This window comes from Paenibacillus doosanensis (assembly GCF_025060755.1).
Lineage (GTDB): Bacteria > Bacillota > Bacilli > Paenibacillales > NBRC-103111 > Paenibacillus_S > Paenibacillus_S doosanensis.
Genome location: NZ_JANYUY010000010.1, coordinates 48,735 through 61,611 on the forward strand (window position 1 = coordinate 48,735; position 12,877 = coordinate 61,611).

At 54.2% G+C, this 12,877-nt stretch carries 11 protein-coding genes and 1 pseudogene; all 12 read left to right on the plus strand.

Going from position 1 to position 12,877, the window contains the following annotated elements:
* Positions 1–34: 34 nt before the first annotated feature.
* Complete coding sequence (locus N0M98_RS10215) at positions 35–640, plus strand: TetR/AcrR family transcriptional regulator (RefSeq protein ID WP_249863501.1); 606 nt, start codon at positions 35–37, stop codon at positions 638–640.
* A 392-nt stretch (positions 641–1,032) separates the two neighbouring features.
* Positions 1,033–1,779, plus strand: coding sequence for a sulfite exporter TauE/SafE family protein (locus tag N0M98_RS10220; protein WP_249863500.1), 747 nt, complete (start codon positions 1,033–1,035; stop codon positions 1,777–1,779).
* Positions 1,780–1,889: 110 nt separating this feature from the next.
* Positions 1,890–2,870 (plus strand): AraC family transcriptional regulator, encoded by a 981-nt coding sequence (locus N0M98_RS10225; RefSeq protein WP_259617777.1) that lies wholly within the window; start codon positions 1,890–1,892, stop codon positions 2,868–2,870.
* 335 nt (positions 2,871–3,205) lie between these two features.
* Positions 3,206–3,397: pseudogene (locus N0M98_RS33865) on the plus strand (nitroreductase family protein); the annotation flags it as partial.
* Positions 3,390–4,187: a Fe-S cluster assembly ATPase SufC gene (gene sufC / locus N0M98_RS10230; RefSeq protein ID WP_249863497.1), complete on the plus strand. Its 798-nt coding sequence runs from the start codon at positions 3,390–3,392 to the stop codon at positions 4,185–4,187. The pseudogene N0M98_RS33865 and the gene sufC, both read left to right, overlap by 8 nt.
* Complete coding sequence (sufD, locus tag N0M98_RS10235; RefSeq protein WP_259617829.1) at positions 4,184–5,488, plus strand: Fe-S cluster assembly protein SufD; 1,305 nt, start codon at positions 4,184–4,186, stop codon at positions 5,486–5,488. The genes sufC and sufD overlap by 4 nt, the downstream gene beginning before the upstream one ends.
* A gap of 60 nt (positions 5,489–5,548) precedes the next feature.
* The gene (gene sufB / locus N0M98_RS10240; protein WP_259617778.1) at positions 5,549–6,946 is read left to right on the plus strand and encodes a Fe-S cluster assembly protein SufB; all 1,398 of its coding nucleotides are present in this window, start codon (positions 5,549–5,551) and stop codon (positions 6,944–6,946) included.
* A 208-nt stretch (positions 6,947–7,154) separates the two neighbouring features.
* Positions 7,155–7,706 carry a DinB family protein gene (locus N0M98_RS10245; protein WP_249863495.1) on the plus strand — a complete coding sequence of 184 codons (552 nt, stop codon included), beginning with the start codon at positions 7,155–7,157 and terminating at the stop codon, positions 7,704–7,706.
* A gap of 236 nt (positions 7,707–7,942) precedes the next feature.
* Positions 7,943–8,857, plus strand: a complete 915-nt coding sequence (locus N0M98_RS10250) for an NAD(P)-dependent oxidoreductase (protein ID WP_259617779.1) — start codon at positions 7,943–7,945, stop codon at positions 8,855–8,857.
* A gap of 255 nt (positions 8,858–9,112) precedes the next feature.
* On the plus strand, positions 9,113–9,487 hold the full coding sequence (locus tag N0M98_RS10255; RefSeq protein WP_259617780.1) for a globin domain-containing protein: 375 nt from the start codon (positions 9,113–9,115) through the stop codon (positions 9,485–9,487).
* A 109-nt stretch (positions 9,488–9,596) separates the two neighbouring features.
* Complete coding sequence (gene hmpA / locus N0M98_RS10260; RefSeq protein WP_249863492.1) at positions 9,597–10,832, plus strand: NO-inducible flavohemoprotein; 1,236 nt, start codon at positions 9,597–9,599, stop codon at positions 10,830–10,832.
* A 213-nt stretch (positions 10,833–11,045) separates the two neighbouring features.
* Positions 11,046–12,869 carry an assimilatory sulfite reductase (NADPH) flavoprotein subunit gene (locus tag N0M98_RS10265; RefSeq protein WP_259617781.1) on the plus strand — a complete coding sequence of 608 codons (1,824 nt, stop codon included), beginning with the start codon at positions 11,046–11,048 and terminating at the stop codon, positions 12,867–12,869.
* Positions 12,870–12,877: the final 8 nt, after the last annotated feature.

Consider the following 12,877-nt stretch of genomic DNA (forward strand, 5'->3'; position numbering starts at 1 on the left):
TACCGGCGTAAAAGAACTATTGGAGGTAAACGATATGCAGGATAAATCGATGAACGCCAGTCTGAAGATGCTGCTGGACATCGCGGAACAGATGATTTTGGAAAAGGGCTGCCGGGCGACGACGCTCCAGGATATTGCCGACCGGGGCGGGCTGACTAAAGGCGCCATTTATCACTACGTCAAAAGCAAAGACGAATTGTTCGGCCTGATTCTCGAGGCGGGCATGGAGACGACCAACCAGCGGTTTTTCGAATCCGTTGCCCGGGCGCCAGAAGGGCGCGAGGGGTTGGCAGGTCCGCTGAACACGCTGTCCGAACGGCTTGGGCATGTAGCGGGCACGGACAACGCCGCCAATCTGATCTTTATCTACCTGCTCAGTCAAAACGATAAGCCCGCCGTAGCGGCCATCTTGAACCGTTATTACGAGGCGGCTGTTCAAACATCCAAGAAGTGGATTGAGGTCGGGCAGCAGCACGGCGCCATTCCGGAGCATGTCGATGCGGAGAAGGCCGCACGGATGTTCGCCATTTTTAAAAACGGTCTGCAGGTGCAGCACATCGTATCGCCCGACGGCGGCGAGATCGGCGACCGGGATATATTCCAATTTATGATGAATGCGCTTGGCGGAGGAAGAGATTGAAGCACATTCAGCGAATTTAGAACGTCATTAAGTCCTTGCGTTCCAAGGGCTTTTTTGTCGTTTAGGAAATGATGCGCAGCAATTTCCTGTGGATATCCGGGGGCTCTCCCTTGCCAGTTAATTTATCGTATTTTTTGGATGGAACAGCATCCTTTTTAAGGTTTGTAAAAGGTGTTTTAACGAGTTTCGGTGATTTTATGTAGGTGACCTTGTCAGTTGAATTTTACGGCGTTTAAACGATGATTTTGCTCGTTAAAATTCGTATTTCAACAGCATTTGTCGTGTGATATCATATGTAAAAAAGGAGGGCTTGATTTGAAAATAATGGTTTGTTATCCGCAACGGCGGATTGGGCGGCATGAGGCATCTTATTCTAATGGGAGGCAGGCACGATGACGGCTGAGGTTATCGTCTTGGTCATCGCTGCGGTGTTCATCGGCGCCTTGATGAGAGCCGTATTCGGCTTCGGAGAAGCGATCGTCAGCATGCCGTTGCTTGCGATGCTTCCGATTCCTTTGCAAACCTCGGTGTCCCTGATCGGGCTGGCCGGCCTGACCGTGGCTCTGTTTACCGTATTCGGCGGCTGGCGCCATATTGACCGCGCCGTGCTGATCCGGCTGGCGGCCGCCGCCGTCATCGGCATTCCCGCCGGCCTGGTCGTGCTTCGTTACACGCCGGCTTTTGTCATTACATTTGGCTTGGGAGTGTTTCTGATCGTATACGGCGGGTACTGCCTGCTGAAGAAAACGTTGTCCAGCGCGATCGAGCGGCCGCTGCTCAACGATCGCGGATGGGTGCTGCCGTTCGGCTTCGCCTCGGGAGTGCTCGGCAGCGCCTATAACTTCAACGGAGTGCCCGTCGTCGTATACGGTACTTTGCGGCGATGGCATCCGGAGCGGTTTCGGGGCACGCTGCAGGCCCATTTTCTCATATCCGGCGTCCTTGTCGTTGCCGGCCATGCGCTGGGCGGGTTATGGACGGCGGACGCGCTCGTGATGTACGGCTACTCGCTGCCCGCTATTCTTTGCGCCACCGCGCTCGGCGTTTATGTGAACAAGCGTATTCCCGCCAAGAAATTCGAAAGCTGCCTATACGTCATTATTATCGTGCTCGGCATCTTATTGCTGCTGCCCCGTTAGGTATCGGTTGATAATGATTCTCAACGGTGATACGATAAACCAATACGCCACAAGCGTGCACGGCGCGCAGACGGCGGTTCGCAAATAGAAAAGGAGGCGGAGGCGTACCAATGGAGCAGATCATTCGCTCGGATTTTATCCACGGTTATTTTGACGGGCTCTCCGCTTATGTGGCCGATTGCGGGATGGAGGACAGCGGGGAGCAGCACCTTGTTCTTTCTCCGCTTTTGGGCGAGGGAAGCATATCCCGGCTGAAAATCCGGCAGGGCGTTGAAGTGGTTATTACGGATATGGTTTTGGAAGAAGAATGGGATCAGTACATCCATGAAAAGCAAGTGCTGGAGATCAACTATTGTTTCAGCGGACTCACGGATTGCTATTATCGGGGCAACCGATTCAAGAGCTCCGAGCAGTCCGGCAATGTGTATTCGGTGGAAGACGGCGATTTCCGTTTGGTGAAACAATCCAAACAGCGCTATCAATTTGTAGAGATACGTATGTCGCCGGAGCAGATGCTGCGTTACTTTGAGCATACCGACGATTATCGGAGCGTGGAGAACTGGTTGGAAGGCCAAATGGGGCGAATAAGCCCTTTGCAGGATTGTGTGGAGCTTAAGCGCGCGGTTACTGAAATCGTCCGCTCGCCTTATCGGCGCTCGTTAAAGAAACTGCATATGGAAAGCAAGATTATGGAGATTATTTTGCTCGTTTTGGAACCTTATACGAGAGCGCCGGATTCGCCGCCGGGGGCTTTTCTGAAAAAGCACGATATAGAGAAGCTGTACGCCGCCAAGGGGATCATTGCCGAGCGGCTCGAAAATCCATTGTCGTTAAGAGAACTGGCGCGCGTAACGGAATTGAACGAGTTCAAGCTTAAGAAAGGGTTTAAACAATTATTCGGCATGACCGTGTTCGAATATGTCAGGGATCGGCGCCTGGAGAAGGGCGTATTGCTGATGCAGGTCGAACAATTGAATGTCGGCGAGGCTGCGGCGGCCGTAGGCTATAACAATCCGAGCAATTTTTCGGCGGCATTTTACAAAAAATACGGGTGTACGCCCGCTCAATATGTAAAGTTACAAAAGCAATAGAAGGATGGAATTTGGTATTGCAAAGCCGTTCGCTTTCGTTTTGGAAAGCCGAACGGCTATTTGCGTTGCGGCTGAAAACCTCGGAGCGCCTCAGCGAAAATGGTATGCAGACTGAGGCTGCTCCGTCTTCAGCCGAAAAAAATCCGTTTACAGGTAGAAAAAAAAACCGATGCAAATGATAATCAATATCATCGTAGCGGCTGGCGGGGATATCGCGTATCTGGTCGAAAGATACCGATGCATCGCTTGGCTTCTCGATATTTTGACGAAATACGGAGGAGAGAACGATGGAATTAATCCATGCCATTAGAGAGCGGTGAACGGTTCATCGATTTAACGATACTCCCATTCCAAGGCAATCGCTCATCGAAATTGCGAACGATGCCATGTGGGCTCCAAACCATGGAATGCGGGAACCGCGGCGATTCGTCGAAATTGCCAAAGAGACGAGCGAGCCTATGAACCGGCTTGTTGCCGAGTGGTACGAGAAAAACAAAGCAGAAGCGGAGGCGGATTCATTTGTTTGAGATTCGAGGACTTAGGTCGACGATAGAAGGCAAAGAAATATTGAAGGGATTTGATCTGTCTATTCAGGGGGGACAGGTGCATGCCATTATGGGTCCGAACGGGACCGGCAAAAGCACGCTCGCTTCTTCGATCATGGGACATCCGAAGTACGAGGTGACGGAGGGAGAAGTTTATTTGGAAGGCGACAACGTGCTTGAGATGGGAGTAGACGAGCGCGCTCGCGCAGGCTTGTTCCTGGCGATGCAGTATCCAAGCGAAATCGCCGGGGTTACCAATGCCGACTTCCTGCGCAGCGCGATCAACGTCCGGCGCGGAGAGGGCCGCGAAATTTCGCTCATCAAGTTCATCCGGCTGATGGAAGCGCGGATGAAGGAGCTGGACATGAGCTTCGAATTTATGCACCGCTATTTGAACGAGGGCTTCTCCGGCGGCGAGAAAAAGCGCAACGAAATTTTGCAGATGATGATGCTGGAGCCGAAGCTTGTCATTTTGGACGAAATCGATTCCGGTCTCGATATCGACGCGCTCAAAATCGTCGCGGCTGGCGTCAATGCGATGCGGGATAAGGAGCGCAGCTTTCTGATCATCACGCATTATCAGCGGCTGTTGAACTACATTCGGCCCGATTTCGTGCATGTCATGATGCAGGGGCGCATTGTGAAGTCGGGCGGGCCGGAGCTGGCGGAACGGCTGGAAGCGGAAGGCTACGATTGGGTCAAAGAAGAGCTGGGCATTGCCGACGAGACGGTCGGACAAACGCAGGAGGAGACGGGAGGATGCCTGTCATGACTAACCCGGCCGCCTCTTTCGATTGCAAAGCCGCAGCCGCCATTGCCCGCGGCAAGAACGAGCCGGACTGGCTCGTCGCCTGGCGGGAAGAAGCGGGGGCGCGAGTCGCGGACTTGCAGCTTCCCCAGCCGGAGAAGACGCCGATCCGGCGCTGGAGGCTGGACGTGCAAGGCGTCCACCGCCCGGGCAAGACCGTCTCATCGGCTGCGCAGCTCCCCCCGGCCATCGCTTCATTGTATGACGCGTCAGGGACCGGGCTGCTGATCGTGCAGCATAACTCTTCCGTCGTCTTTACGCGCCTGCCCGAAGAGTGGGCGGCTCAAGGCGTTGTGCTGTCGAGCCTGGAGGAAGCGGCCCGGACGCACGGAGAATTGCTTCGCTCACATCTGATGACCGCTTACGCCCGTGACGAGCACAAGCTGGCGGCGATGCATGCCGCCTTATGGAACGGCGGCGCGTTTCTATACGTGCCGCGGGATGTGACGGTCGCAGAGCCCGTGCAGGCGATTCTGTCCGCCGACGACGGGGAGGCGACGTTCGCGCCGCATATTCTGATCATTGCGGAAGCCAACAGCCGCGTATCCTTCGTGGAGAACGTCTCCTCGTCTCTCGGGGGAACGGAAGCGGCGCTTGTTCATAACGGGGCCGTCGAAGTGTTCGCAGGAGCAGGGGCGCATATCCGATACGCCGCCGTTCATGATATGGACAGCTCCGCGATCGATATTTCATACCGCCGGGCTATTCTGGAGAACGATGCGCGTATCGAATGGCTGATCGGAGATATGCACGAGGGTCATGTTCTGTCCGATACGAAGACGATCCTTCGCGGCAGCGGCTCGACCTCGGACACCAAGGTCATCTGCGTGGGAACCGGGTCGCAGCGAATGAGCGTGACGACCGGCGCCGTTCATATAGGCCGGTCCTCGGAGAGCGGTATGGTCACCCGCGCCGTCATGAAGGACGAAGCGACCGCCATTATTAACGGCGTGACGAAGATTGAGAAGGGAGCGACGCATGCCAACGGCGAGCAGACGGAACGGGTATTGATGCTGAGCCCGAAGGCGCGCGGAGACGCCAATCCGATTCTGCTGATCGATGAAGACGACGTGAAGGCCGGCCATGCGGCAAGCGTAGGCCAAGTCAATGCCGAGCAGGTATATTATTTGATGTCGCGCGGCATATCGCGCACCGAGGCGGAGCGGCTGATCATCTACGGCTTCCTTCATCCGGTCGTCTCGGAAATTCCGCTGGAGTGGATGCGCGATCAGCTGCAGCGCATTCTGGTGAAGAAGCTGGGGTAGCCAGATCGTGCCGGGACGCATTGTAAGCACATCGTAAAAAGGATAAGGAGATGGATCGTCATGGCGAAAATAATGCCTGAGCTGGAAGAGTACAAATACGGATTCCGCGACGAGCATAAAGCGGTGTTTCAATCGGGCAAAGGACTTACTCCGCAAATCATCCGCACGATTTCGGAAATGAAGGGCGAGCCGGATTGGATGCTGAGGTTCCGCTTGAAATCGCTGGAGGAGTTTGAGAAGATGGCGCTCCCCCGCTGGGGCGGCAATCTGGACGAATTGGACTTCAATGACATTCAGTACTATGTTAAACCGTCCGAGAAGCAGGGCAAAACTTGGGAGGAAGTGCCGGAGGAAATTAAGGCTACGTTCGACAAGCTCGGCATCCCGGAAGCGGAGCAGAAGTTTCTGGCCGGGGTGTCCGCCCAATACGAATCGGAAGTCGTTTACCACCATATGCAGGAGGATCTTGAGAAGCAAGGGGTTATCTTCATGGATACCGACTCGGCGCTTCGCGAGCATCCGCAGCTTTTCAAGGAATATTTCAGCGCCGTCGTCCCGCCGAAGGATAACAAGTTTGCGGCGCTGAACAGCGCGGTATGGTCGGGCGGCAGCTTCATCTATGTTCCGAAAGGAGTGAAATGCGAAATTCCGCTGCAGGCTTACTTTCGCATCAACTCCGAAAATATGGGGCAGTTCGAGCGTACGCTGATCATCGCCGACGAAGACAGCTTCGTTCATTACGTCGAAGGATGCACGGCGCCGATATACAGCACGAACTCGCTTCACAGCGCGGTCGTCGAGATCGTCGTGAAGAAGAATGCGCGCGTTCGCTACACGACGATACAGAACTGGGCGCCGAACATCTACAATCTCGTTACCAAGCGGGCGATCGCCGAAGAGAACGCGACGATGGAATGGGTCGACGGCAATATCGGGTCCAAGGTAACGATGAAATACCCGGCGGTTGTGCTCAAGGGCCGCGGGGCAAAAGGGATGGTTCTCTCCATCGCCGTTGCCGGCAAAGGCCAGCACCAGGACGCCGGGGCGAAGATGCTTCACTTGGCGCCGGATACGACCTCGACGATCGTATCGAAGTCGATCTCCAAGCACGGCGGCAAAGTGACCTACCGCGGCATCGCTTCCTTCGGCAGAAATGCCGCAGGAGCAAAAGCGAATGTGAAATGCGATACGCTCATATTGGACAACCGCTCGACAAACGATACGATTCCGTATAACGAGATCATGAACGATAACGTGACTTTGGAGCATGAAGCGACTGTTTCTAAGGTGTCGGAGGATCAGCTATTTTACCTGATGAGCCGCGGATTAACGGAAGTGGAAGCGACGCAAATGATCGTGATGGGCTTCATCGAGCCGTTTACGAAAGAGCTGCCGATGGAATATGCGGTCGAGATGAACCGTCTGATCAAGTTCGAGATGGAAGGGTCCATCGGGTAAGGTTTGCGCTCGGCGGCAAATGATGCCGCGCAGGTATGCGCCGAATCGAGCCGATATGATCATCATGCATTAGTACGACGGCCCCTTTTGCGAGGGGTCATTTTTCATTTGTCGGATTTCTGCCGGACTGCCGTCAACTGACATACAGTTGTCAGGAGCGTTTTGGTATACTGTGAACATCACCTACCGAAAAAGGAGCCATAACCAAATGAACACGACCGAAATCATGCAGAATCTAGAGAAGTGGACGAACTATTATATTGAAGAGCTGGACGGTTACAGCGAGGATCAGCTGAAGCTAAAGCCGAGCGAAGAGGCTTGGTCCCTCGGACAAATGTATGTGCACCTTATCCAGACGGCGCTTTATATGCAGCTTAAGAATGCGGAGCAATGCCGAATAGGGAGCGAAGCGGAGGGCGATCCGGCGGAGACGGAGATGCCGGTCAAGAGCGAGGTCGGAGAAGCCGTCTTCAATCTGGGCGGCTTCCCGCCGATGCGCATCCAGGTTCCGGCCTCTCCGCAGTATACCCCTTCGCAAGCGGAGAGCAAGCAGCAATTGGTCGACGGCCTGCAAGCCGTATTGCGGCGAGCCGGGGAACTGGCTCCTGCGATGAATGAGGCTTCGCCTCATTACAAGATCGCCCATCCCCGGCTCGGCGGGTTGAACGCAGCGGAGTGGTTTGCCCTAGTCGAGATGCACTATCGCCATCATCTGCTGCAAAAGGAGCGGCTGCAGGCTTTTATCGCGGAGTGCCAGTAAGGAGACGTCTCAATGCAGGAACGACAAGCCAGTGCCCGCTATAACGCGGCGCCGGCTTGTTTGGCGTTTCCCGGCTAAATAGAAGAGAGGTTCCTTTACGAGGAATATTTTGATAGAATGAATAAAGCCGCTTCCGGAGCCTTTTTCCGGGATAAAAAGCGACGTTTGGATTAATCGGATATGGGTATCGTTTCTTGCGTCAAGCAGGTTATTAGTACTGTCAGGAGGTAGAATCTATGATGAAAATTGCATTTATCGGACTTGGAACGATGGGCAAGCCGATGGCGCTAAACCTGCATAAAGCGGGCTTCCCGTTGATCGTTTATAACCGCAGCCGCGAAAGGGTCAAGGACTTCGAAGCGCTGGACGCGGTGCAACTCGCTTCTTCCCCTGCGGAAGCAGCATCGCAGGCGGAGATCGTGATCACGATGCTGACGGACGACGCGGCGGTAGAGCAAGTATATTTGGGCGAACAGGGCCTTCTCTCGGTATGTCGAGGCAGCGCCGATACCGGCAAGCCGCGCATTGTCGTCGACTGCAGCACCATCTATCCCGTTACGAGTCAAAAACTCGCGGAGCAGTTAGCTTCCTGCGGGGTAACGATGCTGGACGCTCCGGTGACAGGCAGCGAGCCGCAGGCTATTGACGGCGTTCTCACTTTTATCGTCGGTGGCGAGCGCGAGGCGTATGAAGCTTGCGTGCCGCTGTTCGATGCCATGGGTAAAAAAGCGGTATACATGGGCGCAAGCGGCGCCGGAGCCAACGCCAAGCTGGCCAACAACATGCTGGTGGCGGCGAATTTGGCGGCACTGGCGGAAAGTTTGACGATGGTCCAAAAATCCGGCGGCGATCCTAAGCTGTTCCTCGAAGTGCTGGCCGGCGGCGGCGGACGCAGCGGCATGGCCGAGATGAAAGGGCCCAAAATATTGGATCGGGATTTCTCTGCCCAGTTCATGACGCAGCTGATGTTCAAAGACTTGAAGCTGGCCGGGCGGTTGGCGGAGTCGCTGCAAGTTCCGGTGCCGATGCAGGCGTCCGTCCAGCAAATTTTTCAAATCGCTTGCAACAGCGGCTGGGGCGCGGAAGACATGAGCGCTATTGCCAAATGCTATGAAGCTTGGACAGGCGCCACGCTCGGAGAGCGGAAATAGGAAGCCTGCCTATTACATATTGCCGGGATAGCCTGTACTGCCGTTGCGCGGTACGGGCTATTGGCTTTTCCGGAGGGGGGACAGCGCTTCTTGCATCTGCGGAGAACGGCCGATAGGAATTGCGTTCTTTTTGCTGCGGGAGTTTGATCATTTTCTAAAAAAGTGACGGCAATCACTAAGGGCCGGGGGGAATTTTTGTATAGTAGGAAAGAGAGTCGGAAATAAAAATACGATAGGGAGAGGAGAATCGGCGAAATGGAATTGTACGATTATATCGGCGGGGAAACGACAATTCGGAACATCGTTAATACGTTCTACCCGAAAGTGTTGGCGAATCCGCTGCTTGCCCCGCTATTTCCGGAGGACATGGAGCCTTTGATGGAGAAGCAGTTTCAATTTTTGACGCAATTTTTCGGCGGCCCTTCCTTGTATACGGAAAGACACGGTAATCCGATGATGCGAGCCCGGCATATGCCTTTTCCGATTACGAGAGCCCGCGCCGAGGCGTGGCTATCTTGCATGCAGAGCACACTGGAGGAAGTAGTTCCTTCCCCGGAAATGCGGGCGGTCATTTTAAACCGTTTGAAAGGCCCTGCCTATTTTTTTGTCAATCAGGAGGAAGAAGCTTAAGCCCGGTTGTCACAGATCGTTGCATTTCAATGTGATTCAAATCACAAGAAGGAGGATCGGCCGTGTATATAATAAGCTCATATCAAAGATACAGAGGAGAGACGATCCTATGTTAAACGATAAAACGATTCAAATTATTAAATCCACCGTGCCCGTACTGGAAGTTCACGGGACGGCGATTACCAAACGCTTCTATGAAATGCTGTTCACGAACCATCCGGAATTGCTCCATATTTTTAATCACGCGAATCAGAAGCAGGGAAGACAGCAAACGGCCCTGGCCAATGCGGTATACGCAGCCGCGCAGCATATCGATAATCTGGGAGCGATCATTCCCGTTGTGAAGCAAATCGGGCATAAGCATAGAAGTCTCGGCATTAAAGCGGAGCATTATCCGATTGTCGGACAAACCCTGCTCGCCGCCATTAAAGATGTGCTGGGCGATGCCGCCACCGATGAAATCATTCAAGCTTGGGCCGAAGCATACGGGGTGATCGCGGATGCGTTCATCGGCGTGGAAGCCGAGATGTACGATCAGGCGGAGAAGCAGGAAGGAGGCTGGTCCGGCTTCAGACCGTTCCAGGTCGTCAAGAAAGTGCGGGAAAGCGACGTGATCACTTCCTTCTACTTGGCGCCGCAGGACGGCGGGCGTATCGCAAGCTTCCTGCCGGGGCAGTATATTAGCGTGAAGCTGGATATTCCCGGCGAAACGTACACGCATATCCGCCAATATAGTCTTTCCGATGCGCCAGGCAAACCGTACTACCGCATTTCCGTGAAGCGGGAGGATACGTTGAAGGATCGCCCGGCAGGCAAAGTTTCCGTCTATTTGCACGAGAAAGTAGAGGAGCACGACGTCCTTATGATTTCGGCGCCGGCGGGCGATTTCACTCTGGACCAGCAGGATACGCGTCCGGTAACGTTGATAAGCGGCGGAGTCGGCCTTACGCCGATGGTCAGTATGCTGAAGACGTTAGCCGCAACGAATCCGCAGCGTCAAGTGACGTTTATCCATGCCGCGCAGAACGGAGATGTCCATGCGCTGAGAGGCGAAGTAGAGGAGCTGGCGGCCGAGCATCCGCAAATTTCGGCATATTGGTGTTACGATCGGCCAACCGAGCAGGATAAAGCGGATCAAGCTTACCATAAAGAAGGGTATGTCGATCTGCAATGGCTGCAATCGATCGTTGCCGTTAAAGATTCCAGCTATTATTTCTGCGGTCCCGTACCGTTCATGAGAACGGTCAACAGTCTGCTTAAGGAGTGGGGAGTGCCCGCGGCGGACATTCATTACGAATTTTTCGGTCCTGCGGGCAGCTTGGAGAACGAGCCTGCGGCAGTCTAATAAGCAATGCCCTATGAAAGAAAGCGATCGCCGAAGCAGTTTTCGGCTTTCGCTTTTTTTGACGTTTTTCGATTTATTAATAAAACTGATAAATCCCATAAATTCATTTTCATTGCTTCCATGGATATACTGTGATAATTTTAAAGCAAGTTAATTAATAAATCCAATCAGACTACTTGTATTTAATTTCTGTTCAACGAGAGGTGTAAGCGAATGTTATTTCATACGACGAATAGTCCTTTCAGCCCGGAGCAAACCGAGCTTATCAACAAACTGCTGCCCACTCTTACGGATACGCAGAAGATTTGGCTGTGCGGGTACTTGTCGGCCCATTGCGGCCCCGAATCCGCGAAGGCCGCTGTGCCGGCAGTTTCTTCGGCCGTGAACGACGAGCCCGTCAATAAAGAAGTGACCGTGCTTTTCGGTTCTCAGAGCGGCAACAGCCATAATCTGGCCAAAAAATTGACGGGACGCCTGCAGGACACGGGCTTCCAGGTCACGCTTTCCTCGATGAGCGATTTCAAAACGAATACGCTTAAAAAGGTGCAGCGTCTGCTTATTGTCGTAAGCACCCACGGCGAAGGAGAGCCGCCGGATAATGCGCTGACTTTTCATGAATTTTTGCACAGCAAGAGAGCGCCCGGCTTGCAGGATATGAGCTTTTCCGTGCTCGCCCTGGGGGATACTTCCTATGAATTGTTCTGCAAGACGGGTCAAGATTTCGATCGGCGTCTGGAGGAACTAGGCGCTCGCCGTCTCGCTCCGCGCGTCGATTGCGACGTGGACTTTGACGAATCTGCGGAGAAGTGGATGAGCGAAGTATTGGACGCTCTGCAGGAAGGGGCGGGGACGTCGGCAGCAGGGAACGCAGGAACTGCCGCCGTTACGGCAGGGTCGCCGGCTTCGTCGGAATATTCCAGATCGAATCCGTTTCACGCCGAAGTGCTGGAGAACCTCAATTTGAACGGCCGCGGATCGGACCGGAAAACCCAGCATCTTGAGATTTCGCTGGAAGAATCGAACCTTGCCTACGAGCCTGGAGACAGTTTGGGCATTTATCCCGAGAACCATCCGCGACTGGTGGAAGAGTTGATCGAGGCGATGGGATGGAATCCGGAAGAGCTTGTGCCGCTTCCCAAATCGGAGCAGGAAGGTTCCCTTAGGGAGGCGCTGACGCGATATTACGAAATTACGGTATTGACCAGACCGCTGCTGGAGCAGGCGGCAAGCCTGACGGGCAGCGAGCCATTGCTTGAGCTGCTGTCCGCGGGCCGTGAGCAGGAACTTAAAGATTATATCAAGGGCCGTGACTTGCTTGACTTGGCGCTGGATTACAGCCTGAAGGGCACGCCGGCCAAGGCGTTTGTCTCGCTGCTGCGGAAAATGCCGGCCCGTCTGTACTCCATTTCGAGCAGCCCCAAAGCTTACCCGGATGAAGTGCATGTAACGATACGGAAGGTGTCATACGAGTCGTACGGCAGAATGCGCTACGGCGTCTGTTCGACCTATGTATCCGATCGGCTGGAGATCGGGGGCCGCTTGCCGGTATTCGTCCAGCATAATTCGAACTTCAAGCTTCCGGCCGATCCGGATACGCCGATTATTATGGTCGGGCCGGGCACCGGGGTCGCTCCGTTCAGAGCGTTTCTCGGCGAGCGGGAGGAGATTCAGGCAAAGGGCAAGTCGTGGCTGTTCTTTGGGGATCAGCATTTTTCCACCGATTTTCTATACCAAACCGACTGGCAGCGCTGGCTGAAAAACGGCTTGCTGACGCGTATGGATGTGGCGTTTTCTCGGGATACGGAGCAAAAGGTTTACGTTCAGCACCGGATGCTGGAGAAGAGCAAAGATGTGTACCAGTGGCTGCAAGAAGGCGCCGTCATCTACATATGCGGCGATGAAAAGAAGATGGCGCATGACGTCCATGCGGCTTTGCTGACCATCCTGGAGAGGGAAGGCGGGCTCAGCCCGGAGGCCGCCAAGGATTATATCGCAAATATGCAGAAGGAAAAACGCTACCAGCGGGACGTGTACTAATGCGAACG